This window comes from Amycolatopsis sp. NPDC054798 (genome assembly GCF_053611505.1).
Window position 1 is genome coordinate 61,230 of sequence record NZ_JBSHAM010000006.1, and the last position, 19,254, is coordinate 80,483.

12 protein-coding genes are annotated in these 19,254 nt (G+C 63.7%); 8 read left to right on the plus strand and 4 right to left on the minus strand.

The window, feature by feature from the left end; all coding sequences use genetic code 11:
- Positions 1-18: 18 nt before the first annotated feature.
- From ACWGIC_RS05870 to ACWGIC_RS05905, 8 genes are all read left to right on the plus strand, one after another.
- Positions 19-6,351, plus strand: coding sequence for an amino acid adenylation domain-containing protein (locus ACWGIC_RS05870; RefSeq protein ID WP_452074761.1), 6,333 nt, complete (start codon positions 19-21; stop codon positions 6,349-6,351).
- A 114-nt stretch (positions 6,352-6,465) separates the two neighbouring features.
- Positions 6,466-7,632 (plus strand): LeuA family protein, encoded by a 1,167-nt coding sequence (locus ACWGIC_RS05875; RefSeq protein WP_452074856.1) that lies wholly within the window; start codon positions 6,466-6,468, stop codon positions 7,630-7,632.
- On the plus strand, positions 7,629-9,029 hold the full coding sequence (leuC, locus tag ACWGIC_RS05880) for a 3-isopropylmalate dehydratase large subunit (RefSeq protein WP_452074762.1): 1,401 nt from the start codon (positions 7,629-7,631) through the stop codon (positions 9,027-9,029). Before ACWGIC_RS05875 ends, leuC begins: the two co-directional genes overlap by 4 nt.
- A 9-nt stretch (positions 9,030-9,038) precedes the next feature.
- Entirely contained in the window at positions 9,039-9,674 is a 636-nt protein-coding gene (gene leuD / locus ACWGIC_RS05885) for a 3-isopropylmalate dehydratase small subunit (RefSeq protein WP_452074763.1), read from the plus strand.
- The gene (locus ACWGIC_RS05890) at positions 9,671-10,849 is read left to right on the plus strand and encodes a pyridoxal phosphate-dependent aminotransferase (protein WP_452074764.1); all 1,179 of its coding nucleotides are present in this window, start codon (positions 9,671-9,673) and stop codon (positions 10,847-10,849) included. Before leuD ends, ACWGIC_RS05890 begins: the two co-directional genes overlap by 4 nt.
- A gap of 4 nt (positions 10,850-10,853) precedes the next feature.
- A complete protein-coding gene (locus ACWGIC_RS05895; protein WP_452074765.1) occupies positions 10,854-11,888 on the plus strand; it encodes an isocitrate/isopropylmalate dehydrogenase family protein in 1,035 nt (344 codons plus the stop codon).
- Positions 11,889-12,103: 215 nt separating this feature from the next.
- On the plus strand, positions 12,104-12,229 hold the full coding sequence (locus ACWGIC_RS05900; protein ID WP_452074766.1) for a hypothetical protein: 126 nt from the start codon (positions 12,104-12,106) through the stop codon (positions 12,227-12,229).
- Positions 12,226-15,366 (plus strand): non-ribosomal peptide synthetase, encoded by a 3,141-nt coding sequence (locus tag ACWGIC_RS05905; protein ID WP_452074767.1) that lies wholly within the window; start codon positions 12,226-12,228, stop codon positions 15,364-15,366. Before ACWGIC_RS05900 ends, ACWGIC_RS05905 begins: the two co-directional genes overlap by 4 nt.
- Before the next feature lie 51 nt (positions 15,367-15,417).
- On the opposite strand, the gene ACWGIC_RS05910 is transcribed toward ACWGIC_RS05905, so the two are convergent.
- The 4 genes from ACWGIC_RS05910 to ACWGIC_RS05925 form a co-directional block, all read right to left on the minus strand.
- A complete protein-coding gene (locus ACWGIC_RS05910; RefSeq protein ID WP_452074768.1) occupies positions 15,418-16,224 on the minus strand; it encodes a thioesterase domain-containing protein in 807 nt (268 codons plus the stop codon).
- Entirely contained in the window at positions 16,221-17,522 is a 1,302-nt protein-coding gene (locus ACWGIC_RS05915) for a methylaspartate mutase (protein WP_452074769.1), read from the minus strand. Before ACWGIC_RS05915 ends, ACWGIC_RS05910 begins: the two co-directional genes overlap by 4 nt.
- Positions 17,519-17,908: a cobalamin B12-binding domain-containing protein gene (locus ACWGIC_RS05920; RefSeq protein WP_452074770.1), complete on the minus strand. Its 390-nt coding sequence runs from the start codon at positions 17,906-17,908 to the stop codon at positions 17,519-17,521. Before ACWGIC_RS05920 ends, ACWGIC_RS05915 begins: the two co-directional genes overlap by 4 nt.
- Positions 17,909-17,985: 77 nt before the next feature.
- Positions 17,986-19,041 (minus strand): hypothetical protein, encoded by a 1,056-nt coding sequence (locus tag ACWGIC_RS05925; protein WP_452074771.1) that lies wholly within the window; start codon positions 19,039-19,041, stop codon positions 17,986-17,988.
- Between the last annotated feature and the right edge of the window lie 213 nt (positions 19,042-19,254).

Genomic DNA, 19,254 nt, shown 5'->3' on the forward strand with positions numbered 1-19,254 from the left:
CGACTCAGGGAGAGAGCGATGCAACCGTCACCTGTCGAGGAAGTCCTGCCGCTGTCTCCGCTGCAGGAGGGCCTGTTGTTCCACTCGTTGTACGAGCAGGAGTCCGGATCTCTGTACCTGACTCAGACCTCAGTGCGCCTCGTGGGAGACCTCGACCAGCCCCGGCTGGAGAACGCGACAGCCACCCTGCTCGCCAGGCACGCGAACCTGCGGGCAACCTTCCGGTACCGCAAATCGGGAGAGCCGGTGCAAGTGATCCGCCGAGCCGTGCCTCCCGAATGGACGATCGTGACGGCGGAGGAAGCGGGCGGGACGCCGCGAGTGATCGAGGAAGACTGGCGGCGCGGGATGGAAATCGGCGGTGAATCGCTGATGCGGTTCACGCTCATCCGGGAGAACGAGCGACGTCACGTCTTGCTGATCACTGCGCATCATCTCCTCATGGACGGCTGGTCGGAGATGCTCTTGATGCGTGAACTCGTGCAGCTCTACTCTGCCTCGAACGAGGTCGCCCAGCTGCCGCCGGCCCGGCCGTTCCGCGAATACCTGGACTGGATCCGAACCAGGGACCGGACCGAGTCTGATGCTTTGTGGCTGGAGACCTTGGCGGGCTTCGACGAGCCCACCTGCGTGGTGTCCGGCAGGGGACAGCGCCGGGACGTGGAGCCGGCGGATGCCACCGCGGAACTGACCGAGGAGTCGACCGCGGCACTCCGGCGGCTGGCGCGAACATACGGATGCACGGTCAACACGTTGATCCTGGCGGCGTGGGCATTGACCCTAAGCCGATATGCTGGCAGGGACGACGTTGTTTTCGGCACCACGGTCACGGTCCGGCCGCCGGAGCTCGAGGGCGTCGAGGACATGATCGGACTGCTGATCAACACGGTGCCGGTTCGTGCGGAGCTCAAGCCCGGCGACACGTTTCGTGACCTCGCGATCCGTATTCACGAGCAACGAGCCGGACTGTCGGAGCACGACTACCTCGGCCTGGCCGACGTTCAGCGGCTCGCGAGTTCTCCGTCCGCGTTATTCGACACCAACGTGGCGTTCGGCAACTTCCCGATGAACGGTTACGACCTGGGGATCGACACCGGGGATCTGGAATTCCAGGACTTCTCGTACCGGGACGCCTCGCATTATCCGCTGACCCTTGTAGTGGATCCCCGGGACCGGTTGGAGCTTCGGCTGCACTACCGACCGGATCTCCTCGAGGCTTCCCTGGCGCAGGCCTGGGCGAACTGGATAAAGACCCTGCTGAACCGGGTGACGGATGACCCAGACTGCCTGCTCGCATCGATAGACCTGCTGGACGAAGAGGGTCGGCGGCGGGTGGTTGAGTTGTGGAATGAGACGGCGCGTGCGGTGGATGAGGTGGGATTGGGGGAGTTGTTTGAGGCGCAGGTGGCGTCGAGTCCGGATGCGGTGGCGATTTCGTGTGATGGTGAGAGTCTGAGTTATGCGGAGTTGAATTGCCGGGTCAATCGGTTGGCTTGGTTTCTTATTGGTTCTGGTGTGGGTCCTGAAGAGTTGGTCGCGATTGTGTTGCCTCGGTCGATCGACGCCGTGGTGGCGATGTTGGCGGTGGTGAAGTCTGGTGGGGCGTATGTTCCGATTGATCCGGAGTATCCGGCTGATCGGGTTGCGTACATGCTTGCTGATGCGGCGCCGCGGCTGGTTCTGACGAGTGTGGGTCTGCGCGGGGGTGTCTTGGGCGGGGTCGGGGTGTGTCTGGACGCGCCGGAGACTCTGCGTGATCTGGAGCGGCGCTCTGTGGCGAACCCGGGGGAGGGTGACCGGGTCGCGCCGTTCGCGCTGGGTGCCGCGGCGTACGTTATTTACACCTCGGGGTCGACTGGGCGTCCCAAGGGCGTGGTGGTGGAGCATCGTTCGGTGGGGGCGTATCTGGTTCGGGCGAGGTCGGTCTATCCTGATACGTCCGGGAGTTCCGTGGTGCATTCTTCGTTGTCGTTTGATTTGACGGTCACCGCGTTGTTCACTCCGTTGGTTAATGGCGGTCATGTTACTTTGGCGGGTCTCGACGAGGAGTCGTTGAAGGGTGTTCCGCAACCCAGTTTCATGAAAGCGACTCCTAGCACGGTGGCGGTTCTTGACGCATTGCCGGATTCTGCTTCCCCCTCCGGAATGCTGATTCTCGGAGGCGAGACGCTGACTGGGGAGATGTTGAGATCCTGGCGATCGAACCATCCGGGGGCGACCGTTCTCAACGTTTATGGGGCGACCGAGGCCACGGTGAACAGCACTGAGTACTGGGTGCCGCCGGAGAAGGTTCTCGACGACGACCAGCTGCCTGTGGGCCGCCCGTTCTGGAACACCCAGGTGTACGTCCTGGACAGGTGGCTCCGACCGGTCCACTCGGGCGTGGTGGGAGAGATCTACTTAGCCGGCGTCCAGCTTGCCAGGGGGTACCTCGGACGCGCGGGTCTGACCGCGGAGCGCTTTCTCGCAAGCCCTTTCGGCGCCGTCGGGTCGCGGATGTACCGTACTGGCGACCTGGGGCGGTGGACCGGCGAGGGCCTGCTCGAATTCGCCGGCCGCGCCGACGCGCAGATCAAGGTCCGAGGTCACCGGATCGAGCCGGGCGAGATCGAGGCGATGCTCACCGGGCACCCTGATGTCGCCGAAGCGACCGTTGTGTTGCGGGAAGAGCGCCGGGGGGACCAACGGCTGGTTGCCTACCTTGTCGCGGCGTCAGCCAGGGTCCCCGAGCCTCGGGCCCTGCGGCAGTATCTGGCCACGCAGCTACCCGACTACATGGTCCCCGCGGCCATCGTCGTGCTGGCCCGGTTGCCTCGTACTGCCAACGGCAAGCTCGACCGGAGCTCGCTTCCCGCTCCGGAGTACCTCCACGATTCCGGCGGCCGTGAACCGCGAACGCAAAGGGAAGAACTCCTCTGCGGACTGTTCGCCGAAGTCCTCGACCTGCCCCAGGTCGATGTTCACGACAACTTCTTCGACCTCGGCGGACACTCTCTGCTTGCTATCCGCCTCGTCAGCAGGGCTCGGTCGATCTTCGGCCGCGAACTGTCGGTGCGAAACCTCTTCGACACTCCGACGGTCGCGGGGCTCGCGGCTAGACTCGAGCGCGCGAGCGCGGCGCGGATACCGGTGACGGCGCAAGAACGAGGATCACGCCTGCCGCTTTCCCCAAGCCAGCGTGGCTTGTGGATCCTCGAGCAGGCGACTGGACCCAGCCCGACTTACAACGTGCCCTTGGCTGCGCGGCTGACTGGCCCGCTCGACCACGACGCGCTGAATAAAGCGCTGGTTGATGTGGTGGCCAGGCACGAGAGCCTGCGCACCATGATCGTGGAAGACAGCGAAGGACCATGGCAGGCCGTGCTTGATCCGCAAGAGCTGGATGTGGCGTTCGAGATCGTGGACAGCAGTCCTGGGCGCGTGTCGGCCCAGTTGAACGCGGCCGCTGAGCACGCGTTCGACTTGAGCAGCGAGTTGCCGGCGCGCGGCTGGCTGTTCGTCGTGTCCCCGGAGGAGTGCGTCCTGCTGCTGCTGATTCATCACATCAACAGCGACGGCGTGTCCATGCTCGTGACGGCCAAGGATCTGGCCGAAGCTTATGCGGCCCGAGTCCGGGGAACCGCGCCGGAATGGGCCTCGCCGCCTGTTCAGTACCCGGACGTCGCCCTGTGGCAGTGGAAGGTGCTGGGCGACGAGAAGGACGAGAGCAGCCTCATGTGTCGCCAGCTCGCCACGTGGAAGCGGCTTCTTGCGAACCTCCCCGAAGAGATCCGACTGCCGAGAGACTTCGCGAGGCCGGAGAAACCAGCCTCGAAATGCGGATCCGTGCGCTTCGAAGTTCCGTCCGGTCTGCACTTGCGCATGATCAGCCTGGCTCGATCGCATGGTGCTACACCGTTCATGATGGTGCAGGCAGGGCTGGCGGTTCTCCTGTCGAAGCTGGGCGCGGGTACCGACATTCCGCTCGGCATCCCGGTCACCAGCCGCACCGACGAGGCACTCGCCGATGTTGTCGGGTATTTCATCAACTCGCTTGTCCTTCGCACTGACGTGAGCGGCGATCCGACGTTGGTCGAATTGTTGGAACGGGTGCGAGAGGACGACTTGATCGCATACAGCAACCAGGACGTTCCCTTCGAGGCGGTTGTCGATGCGCTCAATCCTCCTCGGATTCCGAACCGGACCCCGCTCTTTCAGGTCAGGCTCGTCTTCAACGAAGACAAAGAGCGCGCCGCGGTGCGTGCACTGGGCGCCCTGCCTGGTGTGACGGTCGCAGAGGAGACGATCGACAGTGCGATGGCCAAGTTCGATTTGCTGTTCCGCTTCGTCGAGCGAGGCGATTCGCCGAACGCGGGCCGGGGGCTGGACTGCGTCCTGGAGTTCAACGCCGACCTGTTTGCCCCTGGCACTGCTGAGTCGCTCGCCGATCAACTGCTCGAGGTCCTGCATGCATTCGTCGATGTCCCGCACAGCCGAATCTCCGACGTGGACGTGCTGCTCCCGGAGGGTCGGCGGCGGGTGGTTGAGTTGTGGAATGAGACGGCGCGTGCGGTGGATGAGGTGGGATTGGGGGAGTTGTTTGAGGCGCAGGTGGCGTCGAGTCCGGATGCGGTGGCGATTTCGTGTGATGGTGAGAGTCTGAGTTATGCGGAGTTGAATTGCCGGGTCAATCGGTTGGCTTGGTTTCTTATTGGTTCTGGTGTGGGTCCTGAAGAGTTGGTCGCGATTGTGTTGCCTCGGTCGATCGACGCCGTGGTGGCGATGTTGGCGGTGGTGAAGTCTGGTGGGGCGTATGTTCCGATTGATCCGGAGTATCCGGCTGATCGGGTTGCGTACATGCTTGCTGATGCGGCGCCGCGGCTGGTTCTGACGAGTGTGGGTCTGCGCGGGGGTGTCTTGGGCGGGGTCGGGGTGTGTCTGGACGCGCCGGAGACTCTGCGTGATCTGGAGCGGCGCTCTGTGGCGAACCCGGGGGAGGGTGACCGGGTCGCGCCGTTCGCGCTGGGTGCCGCGGCGTACGTTATTTACACCTCGGGGTCGACTGGGCGTCCCAAGGGCGTGGTGGTGGAGCATCGTTCGGTGGGGGCGTATCTGGTTCGGGCGAGGTCGGTCTATCCTGATACGTCCGGGAGTTCCGTGGTGCATTCTTCGTTGTCGTTTGATTTGACGGTCACCGCGTTGTTCACTCCGTTGGTTAATGGCGGTCATGTTACTTTGGCGGGTCTCGACGAGGAGTCGTTGAAGGGTGTTCCGCAACCCAGTTTCATGAAAGCGACTCCTAGCACGGTGGCGGTTCTTGACGCATTGCCGGATTCTGCTTCCCCCTCCGGAATGCTCATTCTCGGAGGCGAGCACCTTGTCGGCGAGGCGATCCGCGATTGGCGAGTACGTCATCCTCGGGCGACCGTGATCAACGCCTACGGGCCGACTGAACTGACGGTCAACTGTACTGATTTCAAGGTAGAGCCCGGCTCAGTTCTGAAGGCCGGGCCTGTTCCCATCGGTCGCCCGTTCTGGAACACGCAGGTGTACGTCCTGGACAGTCGGCTCCGCCCGGTGCCGCCCGGTGTTCCGGGTGAACTTTACGTCGCTGGCGTAGCGCTGGCGCGAGGTTACCTCGGTCGGCCAGGGCCGACCGCTGAGCGCTTCGTCGCGAACATGTTCGGGTCTGACGGGTCGCGGATGTACCGTACTGGCGATCTGGTGCGGTGGACCGGCGAGGGCCTGCTCGAATTCGCCGGCCGCGCTGATGCGCAGGTCAAACTTCGCGGCTACCGAATCGAGCCGGGCGAGATCGAGGCGATGCTGACGACCCTCCCGGTTGTTCTGCAGGCTGCCGTGTTGTTGCGTGAGGACGAGCCGGGCGACCAGAGGCTCGTCGCCTACATCGTCTGCCCGCCCGGCCGGCGAGCGGACGCCGAGGCGCTGCGGCGGCACCTGGCCGAACGGCTTCCTGGCTACATGATCCCAGCCGCCTTCATGTTTCTGGAAGAATTTCCGCGCACGGTCAACGGAAAACTCGACCGCAGGTCGTTGCCTCGTCCTCGTTATCTGCCGAATTCCGAGGCGGACATTCCTGAAAACGCCAACGAAAAGATTCTCCGCGAACTGTTCTCCGAAGTGCTCGGCAATCCGGGTGTGGGAGTCAACGATAATTTCTTTGAGTTGGGCGGTCACTCTCTTCTCGCTATCCGGCTGATGGCCAAAGTGTGTGCGGAACTCGACAGTGACGTCAACCTCACCAGTCTGTTCATGAATCCTACTGTCGCGTCTTTGGCTGCTCATATTGAATCTGATTCAAGAACTTCGAAGCGGCGGCGTCCTCGGCTTGAGGCCAGGAATCGCAGTTGACTTCTTGAATATTCGAGGCCCTTCTGTGCGGGATAACCGATCGAAGGAGCTCGCGAATATCCTTCATTGGTAGCGGACTGCTCGGCCGAGTATGCGACAGGAGAATAAGTGATCATGGATCTGCGACGAATATCTGTCTTCGATTCGACGCTTCGGGACGGCGAGCAGGCACCGGGCAACACGATGTCGCCGGAGCAGAAACTCGCCATCGCCCGGGGGCTGGAAGCTGTCGGCGTCACCACGGTCGAAGCGGGCTTCCCGGCGTCGTCCCCGAGTGACTTCGAGTCGGTCCGCCTGATCTCGAAGGCGCTCACTTCCGCGAAGTTCGCCACCCTGAATCGGGCGACGCGCAGCGATATTGAAGCTGCGGCCGAGGCCGGAGGTGTTGACAACCACCAGTTGCAAGTCATGGCGACCGGCAGCAACATCCACCTGGAGCACAAGCGCGGCATAACCCGGCGAGATGCGGTCCGCGAGATCGCCGACAGCTTCCGGTTCGCGGCCTCGTTAGGCTTCAGCGACGTATCCCTCGGCATCGAGGACGCTTCCCGCGGCAGCGACGACTTGCTCCGATCGCTGATCGAGTCGGCTCTCAGCGAGGGCGGTGCCACTGTTGTGCTCGCGGACACGACGGGCTGCATGCATCCGGCGGAGTTCGGCGGGATGGTGGCACGCGTGAAGGACTGGACAGGCGGTTCCGCGAGGGTTTCCGTGCATTGTCATGACGACTTCGGTTTGTCTCTCGCGAACGCCCTTGCCGGAATAGCCGCGGGGGCAGGCGAGGTTCAGGCCACTCTGGCTGGCATCGGCGAACGCGCCGGCAACACAGCTCTGGAGGAGCTGGCTGCAGTATTGGCATACAAAGGCGAGCAACTCGGCGTCTCGTGCGAAATCAAAACGCAGGGTCTGTACGCGGTATATGAGCTGCTGTGTGCCGCGATTGGTCCGGTGGCGGCGCGGAACAAAGCGATCTTCGGTGAGAACGCCTTTTCGACCGAGGCAGGAATCCATCAGGCGGGTCTTCTGCGCAACCCGATAACCTACGAATTCGTCGAGCCCTCTTTATTTGGTCGTGAGCGCCGGATCATGGTCGGACGGCATTCAGGGCGGAATATCGTCCGGCACGTGCTGGAACAGTTCGGCTTTGCGGCGGAAGCAGGTGACCCGCTGCTGGAGGAGATCTACCGGACGTACATCGCTGAGCAGGTCCGCGGCGAATGCATCGAACTGGACGAGTTGCGGACGGTCATCGAAAAACGTCTCGTGGAGGCGGCCCGGTGACTGCCGGACGCACACTGATCGACAGGATCTGGGACAGCCACGTCGTCAGCCGGTCCGCGGAGGGCTCCGATCTCCTCTATGTCGACCTGCACCTGATCCACGAGGCCAGCTCTCCACAGGCCTTCGACGGTTTGCGCCTGATGAACCGTCGAGTGCGTCGTCAGGACTTGACGCTCGCCGTGGAAGACCACAATGTCCCGACTGACGGTCTGCTGCTCCGAGACGAACTCGGCCGTGCACAGGTCGAAGCACTTCGCAGCAATTGCGACCGGCACGGTATCGAGCACCTGAAACACGGTGCGGAGCGCCAGGGGATAGTCCATGTCGTAGCTCCCGAACTCGGGCTGGTGCAGCCGGGGTTGACTGTAGTTTGCGGTGACAGCCATACTTCGACGCACGGCGCGTTCGGCGCGATCGCCTTCGGCGTCGGTACAAGCGATGTCGAGCATGTCCTGGCCACACAGACATTGTCGCTTCGTCGGCCTCGCACAATGGTTGTCGACTTCACCGGAGCGAGTCCGGTTGGCATCACCGCCAAGGATATCGTCCTTGCGCTGGTGGCGAGGATAGGCGCGAACGGTGCGCAGGGTCACGTGATCGAATACCGCGGGGCGGCTATCGAGCAGCTCACCATGGAGGGGCGGTTGACGATCTGCAACATGAGTGTCGAGGCGGGCGCCAGAGCGGGGCTCATTGCCCCCGATGACGTCACCTTCGAGTACCTTCGGGGCCGGCCGTGCTCCCCGGTGGGCGGCCAATGGGACGCCGCCGTCGAATACTGGCGCTCGTTGAGAAGCGCACCTGACGCGTCGTTCGATCGTTCAGTGACGCTCGATGTCTCCGAACTCACACCCTTCGTCACGTGGGGCACTCATCCCGGCCAGGCCGTGCCGATCGAGGGGCGGGTCCCGGACCCGGACGGGTTCGCCGATCCCGCGGAACGGGCGGCTGCACGCCGGGCACTGGAGTACATGAAGCTGCGACCGGGTACTGAGATGCGCGACGTCCCCATCGACGTCGTCTTCCTCGGCTCCTGCACCAACGGCCGTGTGGAGGACCTGCGGGCCGCGGCGGACGTCATGCGCGGTCGCAAGGTCGCGGAGGGCCTGCGCATGCTGGTTGTGCCCGGTTCCATGCAGGTCCGTGCGGTCGCAGAAGCCGAGGGCCTGCACGAGGTGTTCCTCGCCGCGGGTGCCGAGTGGCGCCTGTCCGGGTGCTCGATGTGCATGGGCATGAACACGGACCGGCTCCAGCGAGGTGAGCGGGTTGCTTCGACGTCGAACCGCAACTATGAGGGGCGCCAGGGAACGAACGCCCGGACGCACCTGGTGTCGCCCGAAGTCGCGGCCGCCACTGCTGTCAACGGGCGGCTGTCGGCAAGGAACGATCTTTCCTGAGGAGATTCTATGATCCCCGTGGTCCGACACGAGGGTCGCGCCGTCGTCCTGGGACGGAGCGACATCGACACAGACCAAATCATTCCGGCGGAGTACTGCAAGCGGCTGACCAAATCGGGTTATGCCGATGCGTTGTTCGCGCACTGGCGCACCGAACCGGGTTTCGTGCTGAACACTCCCGCCGCGGCGGGAGCATCGACACTGCTGGCTTCCCGCAACTTCGGTACGGGCAGCTCGCGGGAGCACGCTGTCTGGGCTCTGCGCGACTGGGGTTTCGACGTCGTCGTCGCGGCGAGCTATGGCGACATCTTCCAGCGTAACGCCTGGAAGAACGGCCTGATGGCGATCGCGCTGCCCTTGGACGAGCTTGAATGGCTGACTTGCCGTGTCGAGGCCGATGCGGAGTTCCGGATCGCCGTGGATCTGGAGAAGTGCGAGCTGGCCGCGGGCGGCCGCGCCTTTTCCTTCGACGTTGATGAACGTGCGCGCCGATTGCTGCTCAACGGCCGCGACGAGATCTCCGAAACCCTCGCTGACGAGACTGCGATCGTCGCGCATGAGAAGACACGTGCGGAATGGCTCCCGAAACTCCACCCGGGATGTCTCAGCGGCTTGTCCTCCGCCACGGCCGGAGCGGAGACGTGATCGCCGCGGTGCAGGGGAAGAACCGGAGCCAGACTGTGTTCTCGTCCCGTCGTGCGGAGAAGCTTCGCGGGAGTGCGCTGGCCGAACTGTACTCGATGGCCCGCCGGATCGGTGCCGTCGACCTGGCGGTGGGCAGTCCCGCTTATCCCGACACGCCTCCCGCGCTGCTTCACGAGGCAGCCCGCATGCTGTTCGGGCCCCACAATCAATATGAGGATCCTCGTGGAAACCTGAGGCTGCGCGAGGAGATAGCGCGTGGCTTCGCAGTGCAGACTGACGCGGAGACGGAGGTGACCGTCACTGCCGGCGCCACCGAGGCCTTGTGCGTGGCGCTGTTCGCGGTCGTCGATCCCGGCGACGAAGTCGTTCTGCTGGAACCTTTCTACGAGATTTTCGCGGATGCGGTGGCCTTGGCAGGCGGGACGCCTCGGATCGTGCGACTGCGACCTGGAGACTGGAGCTGGGACCCGGGAGAATTGGCGGCGGCTTTCGGCCCGCGCACCCGTGCGGTGATGCTGAACAGCCCGTCAAATCCGACTGGCAGGATGTTCACCGCCGAAGAACTCGACGAGATCGGCACACATGTCGAACGTTGGGGCGTCACCGTGATCAGTGACGAATGCTATGCCGGCCTGACCTTCGACGGACGGGAGCACGTGTCCGCTGCCGATCGGCTGAGCCTGCGTCAGCACAGCATCGTCGTCGGTTCATTGTCGAAGAATTTGGCGATCAGCGGCTGGCGAGTCGGCTACCTTCGTGCCGATGCCGAACGGACGGCGGTTCTGCGGCGCGTCCACGAGGTTACGACCAACGGCACTGCCGCGCCGCTCCAGCGCGCTGTCGGTTCCTCCGGGATTCTCGGCAGTTCCGAGTGGGACCCGGCGGCTGGTCTAGCCCAGCGCAGGGACCTCGTCCAGCAGATGCTGCGAGACCTCGGCCTGACATTCCGACCCGCTGACGGCGGTTGCTTCGTGTTCGCTGACATCTCCGATGCCACCGAACTCGACAGCCCAGCCTATTGCCGCCAGCTATTGGACCATAACGGCGTTCTGGTGGTACCGGGGACAGCGTTCTTCTCCGATCTCGATCGAGGACGGCGCTACGTGCGTGTCGCCTTCAATCGTTCCCTGCAGACTATCCGGGCCGCTTCCGAGCAGCTTTCCGGCAAGGAGTAGACGGATGGAACCGGTAATCGTCATTCCGGGCGACGGCATCGGACCCGAAGTGACTGATGAAGCTGTTGCGACACTCGATGCATTGCGCGTAGGTCTTTCCTTCGAGAAATTCGACCATATCAACGCCGAGGCATTTATGCGGACAGGGTCATCGCTGGACGACGACGATTTGAAGCGGATCCGCCACAGCGGCACGGTGCTGCTCGGCGCAATCGGTGATCCGAGGACTGATGGGACGTCGTACGCGCGCGGTGTCCTGCTGCGCCTGCGCACGGAATTGGACCTCTTCATCAACCACCGGCCTGCCCGTCTGCTCCACCAACGCCTCAGCCCCCTCCACGCGGGGATGTCCCGGGATATCGATTGCGTCGTCGTACGTGAGAACACCGAAGGGCTCTACGCCGGGGTCGGCGGAACGCTGCGGGCCGGTACTGGGCAGGAAGTCGCGATGGACGTGGAGGTGAGCACCTGCCATGGCGTGGCGCGGACCCTCGACTACGCGTTCGCCATCGCGCGGACCGGCGTGTGCATGGTCGACAAGTCCAATGCGGTTCGGTTCGGCGGACAGCTATGGCAACGTTGTTGGGCCGAGGCGAAGCAACGGCACCCGAGCGTTCTGGCCACACACGAGTACGTGGATGCTGCCGCGATGAAGCTGGTGTCGAACCCTGCCCAGTTCGATGTCATCGTCACGAACAATTCCTACGGCGACATCCTCAGCGACATCGCTGCCGAGATCGCCGGAGGGTTGGGTACCGCCGCGTCGGCGAACATCAATCCGTTCAGCGGCGCCGGGCTGTTCGAGCCGGTTCACGGGGCGGCTCCGGACATCGCAGGCACGGGAACCGCCAATCCGGTCGGCGCCGTGCTCAGCGGTGCGCTCCTGTTGGAACGCCGGGGCCACCTGGCCGAAGCCGCAGCCGTGCGCAAAGCCGTCGAGGCCGCGACACTCAGCGGCAGGTGCACGCCGGATCTGGGCGGCACGCTGTCGACCGCCGACGCGGGAAGCGCGATCCGCGCCGAGCTAGGCGCCCAGTGACCGTGCGAGGGGGTGATTCTCGGCTCTGCATATGGGAAATCGGGGACCTCGCTGGCAGAGGCTCGCAGCGAGGCCCTGCTTCGGGGCCCTGGAGGGGGCTGAACCCATGTACTCGCGGTGGTTCGCCCGGCACGACGCAGGCGCGACGATCCGCGGTGATCAGTACCTTGGCTAGAAATGCCCGAACCCCGACGCCGTGGGGTGTATTCGACCTGATGCTGCAGTTCATGGCAGGCGAGCTGGCGATCCTCCCGCTGTCGACGGCGATGACGAGGAACGCCGACGTGGCATTCAGCGCGGAGGGCGCGAGTCCTCCGATGACAGACGAGGACAACCCGTGATTCCTCTGTCTCCCGTTCAGCAGCGGCTGTGGTTCCTGAACCGAGCTGAGCCGAGTTCCGTCTATAATGTCCCGTTCCGCATCCACCTGACGGGGGTGATCGATCTTGCCGCGCTGGATGATGCCCTCGCCGATCTAGTAGCCAGGCATGCCCCCCTCCGCACTCTGCTCCCTGAGAAAGACGGGGAGCCGTACCAGCACATAGTCGACGCCGAAACGGCGAAGCCTGACATCGAAGTGGTGAGCTGTCCGCCCAGCGAGGTGCCGGACGCCATCGCCTCGGCGATCAAGTACGTCTTCGACTTGGCTGCCGAACACCCGTTCAAGGCGTGGTTGTTCGGAGTTGGCCCACAGGAGAGCGTCCTCGTCCTGTTGTTGCACCACATCGCCGTGGACGGCTGGTCGACCCGTCTGTTGCTCCGCGACCTCGGAACCGCTTACGCTGCCCGCTGTCGCGGCGCGAAGCCGACCTGGAAGCCTCTTCCGGTGACATACGCCGACTACGCGGTATGGCAGTGGGACGTGCTCGGTTCGCAAGACGATCCCGACAGCGAGATCAGCAAGCAGCTTGGATTCTGGAAAGAAACGCTGGCCGGAGTTCCTGAACATCTGGAACTCCCTGCGGACCGCGCCCTTCCCGCGGTTCCTAGCCGCCGCGGAGACCTGGTGTCGACCACGGGCGGCACCGAGCTGCACCGGCGGCTCGTCGCCCTGGCTCGGCAGCAAGGCACTACGGTGTTCGTCGTGGTCCAGGCAGGAGTGGCGGCGCTTCTCACGAGTCTGGGAGCCGGGACGGACATCCCCGTCGGCGTGCCGATCACCGGCCGATCCGATGAGAGCCTCCACGAATTGATAGGCTTCTTCGTCAACACCCTGGTCGTAAGGATCAGCACCGCAGGCGATCCGACGTTTCGGCAACTGGTCGGCCGGGTCCGGCACCGCAATCTACTCGGCTACGCCCATCAGGATGTGCCGTTCGAGCGCGTGGTCGAAATCGTCAATCCGGTGCGCACGCACTTCTCGAACCCGCTGTTCCGGGTATCAGTGGGATCGGGCAGAGAGCTGCCCGCTGTTCCGGACTTCGGACGGCTGGTCGCTCGGCTTGACCATGAATACAGCGGTAACGCGAAGTTCGATCTGTTCTTCGACTACCGGGAAGCGCGCACCGGTGACGGCGCGCCTGCGGGCATGGATTTCGAACTCGAATTCGCGACGGACCTCTTCGACCGGGAGACCGCGCGGTCTATGCTGCTCCGCCTGGTTCGGTTGTTCGAAGACGCGCTATCGGACCCGGATCGACCGCTAAAGACCTTGAATGTCCTCTCCGCTGCTGAACGCCGCCGGCTATTGATCGAGTGGCAGGGCGTCGCCCCAGGTGCAGAGCCATGCCTTCTCCATGAGCTGTTCGAGCGCCGCGCGGCCGCCACACCGGGGGCGACGGCCGTCGTCCTCGAGGACCAGTCGCTCACCTATGCGGAACTGAATACCGAGGCGAATCGGCTGGCCCGCGAGCTGGTAGCCCGGGGCTGTGGACCCGAACAGCTGGTGGCACTGCGAGTGCCGCGGTCCGCGGAGCTGGTGATCGCGGTACTGGCGATCGCCAAGTCGGGTGCGGCATTCCTGCCTCTTGACCCGACGCATCCGGAAGAGCGGATCTCCCGTGTGTTGCGGGATGCCCGTCCTGTGCTTGAGGTGACCACTCGCGCACAGGCCGCCTCGATGGACTCCGGGGCGTCGTTCCTTGCCCTTGACGACATGTCGCAGAAGGCCGAGCTCGCGGAACATGCCGATCGCAACCTGTCCGACGACGAGAGGATTTCCTCGCCGGAAGTCAGGAACACGGCCTATGTCGTGTACACATCCGGGTCCACTGGCACCCCCAAGGGGGTGGTCGTTTCGCACGCCGGGATCAGTTCTCTGGCCGAGACCATGGTCCGCGTTCTTGGAATCACGGCTCGGTCGCGTGTCCTCCAGTTCGCGACGATCAGCTTCGACGCGGCGGTCGCCGAGTTCTGCCAGGCGTTCGCGGCCGGCGCAGCGCTGGTCCTGGCTCCGGTCGACCGATTGCGGGCCGGTGCGCCAATAGCCGAAGTCATCGCCCGGCAACGGGTGTCCCACGCATACCTTCCGCCAGCCGTACTTGCGACGCTGGACCCCGGACAGCTGCCCGCAGGGTTGACGATTGTCACCGGAGGGGAGGCATGCCCGCCTCGGCAGGCGGCCATCTGGGCGCGGGGCCGACGAATGGTCAACGGCTACGGGCCGACTGAGGCTACGATCGCGGCCACCCTGAGCGAGCCTCTGCCGGGGTCTCACGACATGCGACAGGTACCGATCGGACACCCGGTCGGCGGGACCTCGGTCTACGTACTCGGAGCCAGTCTGGAGCTGATGCCGCCAGGTGCCGCGGGTGAGTTGTACTTAGCGGGCGTTGGGCTGGCGCGGGGGTATCTGGGAATGCCCGCACATACGGCCGAGCGTTTCGTCGCCTGCCCGTTCGGCGCGCCGGGTTCGCGGATGTACCGCACAGGCGACCTCGTACGGTGGCGGGTCGACGGGCAGCTTGAATTCCTGGGCCGCAGCGACGGACAAGTGAAGATACGCGGGTTCCGGATAGAGCTCGGCGAGATCGAGGCGGCGTTGGCTCGCGACACCGCTGTGCGCCAAGTGGTGGCGACTGTCCGAGAAGACTTGCCCGGCGAAAAGAAGATCGTGGCCTATGTCGTCGCAGCTTCGGACACAGAGATCGACGCGACGGCGTTGCGCCGCCTCGCCGCAGACGTCCTGCCGGAATTCATGGTGCCCGCGGCAGTCGTCCCCCTCCCGTCTTTGCCGCTGTTGCCGAACGGCAAGCTGAACCGCAGTGCCCTTCCTGCCCCCGAGCCGGCGGCGACACGAGGACGGCCTCCTGGAAACAGTGACGAAGAGGCTCTGTGTGAAGTATTCGCGGAGCTGCTCGGTATCTCCGAAGTCGGAGCTACCGACGGATTCTTCGCACTGGGCGGCCATTCTCTCGTCGTCGCCAGACTGCTCAGCCGTATCCGAGATGTCTGGGGCGTCGACGTCCCAGCCGGAGTGGTGTTTCAGCGTCCGACTCCGGCAGACTTGGCTGAATATCTCGCCGGGGAAACAGCGTGATGGTTGGTTAGATCTTGGCATCGGTCCTTCGTTCGTGAGTCGGAAGCGGCCTCAGCACACCCATCGTTCGATGGCAGATGTCAGCGCTTTCATGCCTTCGCCGTGGAAAAGAGAGAAGTGGTCGGCATCTATTGCTTCGCCCTCAATGTGTCCTGCGACGAATGGTTTCCAGCCATCGACTTTGTCGGCTAGCGTATCCAGCCCAGCACTGAGCAGCCGCATGTCCGCGGGATAGATCTTTCTGGGCCGGTAGATCTCGGCAGCCCTGCCGTTGATCAACTGAAGGGCGACGGCGGGTCGGAAGTCGTCGACGGTGCAGCTGGCCGGGACCGTTCCTGCGGACCGGGCTCCGGCGACCAGGCGTGCCAGGAGTTCGTTGGCGTCTTCAGTCTCCGCGGTGAGGACGGCTCCGACCCGCAGCGTCCGGGCCATCATCCGCACCACGCGTGCCTCGTCAAGAGGGCCCAGCGAGCCGGGGACCGGCGGATCGACGAGGCCCAGAAGCCGAACAGGTTTCCCTGCCTCGAGCAGCCGGCAAGCCATCTCCCAAGCGATGAGCCCGCCCATCGAGTAGCCGACGATGTCGTATGAGGATGAGGAACCTCGACGGTCGAGCACGGTCAGGTAGCGATCGGCCATTTCCTCGATCGTCCGGTCAGCGGTGAAGCCGGCGTTGAGCCCGATGCACTGTATGCCGATGACATTGCGGTGCTTAGCCAGGCTGCGAGCGATCGAAGAGAAATGGAGGACAGAGCCACTGATCTCATGGATGTAGAACAGGTCGGGGAGATCGACGTGTTGGAACGGGAGTGCGCAAAGACTCGCGGACTGGTCGGCGAGTCGCTTTGTTGGCGTCATTGTTGGCTGTCTTTCGTGAGCCGGTGCATGGTTATGGCATCACCTCGTCCCTCGATCGCGGCCGCGTCGAAGGTTCGTTGAATGTAGGAAAGCGCTGAGATGAGGCTCGCCGCTGTAGCTTGCTGTTCCGTCGGAAGGCTTACGAGATGACGTAATGGCATTGCACCCAGCATTGCCCATCTGAGGCGTCCATCGCTGTCGAGGTAGCTTCGGCTACGCCCGGCGTTGTCGGGATGCAGGCAGTATGGGACGTCCAGCAGGCCGCGCTTGACTGCGGTCACCAAAGCCCGGCCTATGTCGGGTCCGATGTTGAGGACCGCGTCGACCAGTGCGTACGCCTCGTGATAGACCTCGCCCAGTTCATAGCCGGAACCAGTAGCGGCCGTGTCCATGCGGCCCGCGGCCACGGCGGCTGCAAGCTCAAGGGCGTCGACGTTCTCTGCGACAGTAGGCAGGCGGTGCGCCTCGGCGACAGTTTTGACGATCAGTCGTTCTGAGCCCGTGACGACGGCGAGGCGGGCTGCGTTGGCCAGCAAGCTCCGTGCTCCGGATGCGGTACGGGGGTACATGCCCATGTAGGCATAGATGACCGTATGGCATTCGACGTCCGGCAACAAGTCGGCACAAAGCTTCCGGAGCGAGGAGATCGCCTCACGGTCTTGCTCAGCGTTGGTCTGCTGTGCGTAGCTGACTGATACTGACCTGAAGCCCAAAGATCGGAAGTACAGTGCCTCCAGCACGCTGATGGCTATCAGCAGGCTCGGCGGGCACAGCTGCCCCATCATGCATCCGCCGAAGGTTTCCAAGTGAGGTTCGACGCTTGAGCTGCGCACTTCGATCAAAGCTCGGCAGGCCCGGGTCCACTCGCGGAGCGATTCGTCGAGTCCTGTGCGGCCGTAAGGCAGGCAATAGGAGACCGGTCCACCCTCGGTGGCGTTCAGTCCGGATCGGCGCATTGCGTCGACAATCCCCACGGGTTTTGCGGAGCCGTGCCTGACTTGAATAGGGAATTCGTCCGTACCGATGTCCTCGATCATATCCCGCGTCACGTGGGGGCCGTGAGTGATGATCGGATAGCCGTTGAGGTCGAGGCCGTCGCGTACCGCTCGGGCTGCTGACTCCAAATCTCCAACCCGTGTGTAACTGTCGAGTGTGATGGTGCCCACGGTGGTGGCCGCGGCCTGATTCGTCGCGACCAAGCCCTGCCGCATCAGGAACGGGTCAGGGAGACCCATCCGAGGCTGCACGACCAAGGTGCCTGCCTCGTGCTGGCGCCGAACGAAATCTCCGAAGCTCACGACTCGATCACCGCCAGTGAGGAGACGAGGCTGCGAAATCTCGCTGCATCGTCGGCGTGGTCGTCGTATACGGCATCGAAGCCCGCTTTCAGCAACTCGATCGCGCGGTCGGTTCGGCCGATGTCGGACACTCCGAGTTTTCCGCCGATCACAATGGGAGTGTCGGTCAGTGCCGCGCAAGCTCGTAGCGCGGCAATCTCCTGGAGCCCGTCCTGGTATCCGTGGCCGTTGACGCTGCTGAGTGCGATCAACGCAGGCTGTCGCACGTGGCATTCGCGCACCAGGAGTTCGACGGGAACGCAGGGCCCGAGGTTGACCACATCGAGTCCGAGTTCCTCGATCAGCAGCTGGAGGAACACCAGGTTCCAGGTGTGGGCGTCGGACATCAGGCCGCTGACGATGGCGGTCCTCCGCTGCTGACGGACGAGCGGGTGTTGAGGAAGGGAGACCTCGTTGAGATTTCTCATCGTGCGGGCCGGTCGACGGGGCCCGCTCCCGGCGAGCCCGACAGCCGCGGTGCAGGCCAAAAGTCTTTCAGAGTCAGGGCGTCTGCCTGAACGGTCTCCTTGACCCTGTCGACCTGGACGAAGTCGACCGCGCCCAGTTGGAAAGGCGAGAGGACGAGTGGCGTCGCGTCGTCGCCGCGAGAGGCGACGCGTCCGAACAGCACGTTGCAGATTGTCGTCCGGACGAGATCTCGATGGCCGACGTTCTGTTCGGCGAGATGCACCGACCTTCGTGCTGTGCAGGCGTGATCCGGAGCGTCGACGATGTTCTCGACTTCGAGTATTGCCTGTCGTGCGATGTCCTCTGGCGAGATGTGCAGGATCATGATTCCTCGGGGAAACATGCTTAAATCGGTGACGTGAGGCTCGGGCGCGGTGGTGGCAAAGGAGATAAGAGACGTTTCCGCGAGGAGGTCGTTGATGTCCCTTGCTTTTTTGACTTCGCCAGGTGGCACCGTCTTGCCGTCGCGACGGATGAAGGATTCAGTACGGATCACGTCGCTGTCGTAGACAACTATCGATTCGATGGCCGGCTCGAATTCCAGCAAGAAGTGGAGGGCCTCGTAATCGATCAGTCCGGACTCTGCCAGTTCGAGCATGCTTGGCTGCCGTGTGCGGCGCGCCGCAACCGAGGCCAGCGCCGCGTTGGCCTCTGTGAGTTTCGCGCTGATCGCCGATCCTTCCAGGATTGCGGTCGCCCGGGCGTTGGCCGTCGAGTTGAGCACCATCACCGCGGATGCGCGCTCGGAGCCAAGACCAGTGTCCAGCGTAAAGCTGTATATCCATTTAAGTTCGGCTATGCGTTCTTCGGTGTCGATCTGAGCGGGCTGCGCGATGATCCGATCTTGCGACTGGTCAGAAAACCGTGAAATGCTTTCCTGGGGCAATGCATCACGTTGTCGTCCACGTACCTGGTATGCGGATCGGAGCACGCTTGGGGCAGCTTGGTGGTGACCGGACAAAGCAGTGGCGACCTGATTGCCTGTTGCCGCCAGAAGTTCGTCATCGGCCATGCATGCGATCGTTCCCGTGTGCTCTATCGGCATCATTTCCTCGCAAGATAACGCACCGAAGGTGCTTGTGCGAGCAACGAGCGCTTCTTTGGCTGCTCGCATCTTCGCTGGGCCAGAGCCCGGCGAGCCAGGGTTCCGTCGAAATCGCGATAAAGGCCCCGTGAGCGGGAACGGTGTGGCGGGAATGGTGCTGCCGCCGATGAGATCGACATA

Bases quoted from the DNA above. Each gene is read 5' to 3' on its own strand.
- ACWGIC_RS05870 (WP_452074761.1), top strand. From the start codon at position 19: ATGCAACCGTCACCTGTCGAGGAAGTCCTGCCGCTGTCTCCGCTGCAG.
- ACWGIC_RS05875 (WP_452074856.1), top strand. From the start codon at position 6,466: ATGGATCTGCGACGAATATCTGTCTTCGATTCGACGCTTCGGGACGGC.
- leuD (WP_452074763.1), top strand. From the start codon at position 9,039: ATGATCCCCGTGGTCCGACACGAGGGTCGCGCCGTCGTCCTGGGACGG.
- ACWGIC_RS05895 (WP_452074765.1), top strand. From the start codon at position 10,854: ATGGAACCGGTAATCGTCATTCCGGGCGACGGCATCGGACCCGAAGTG.
- ACWGIC_RS05900 (WP_452074766.1), top strand. From the start codon at position 12,104: ATGCTGCAGTTCATGGCAGGCGAGCTGGCGATCCTCCCGCTGTCGACG.
- ACWGIC_RS05910 (WP_452074768.1), bottom strand. From the start codon at position 16,224: ATGACGCCAACAAAGCGACTCGCCGACCAGTCCGCGAGTCTTTGCGCA.
- ACWGIC_RS05920 (WP_452074770.1), bottom strand. From the start codon at position 17,908: ATGTCCGACGCCCACACCTGGAACCTGGTGTTCCTCCAGCTGCTGATC.
- ACWGIC_RS05925 (WP_452074771.1), bottom strand. From the start codon at position 19,041: ATGGCCGATGACGAACTTCTGGCGGCAACAGGCAATCAGGTCGCCACT.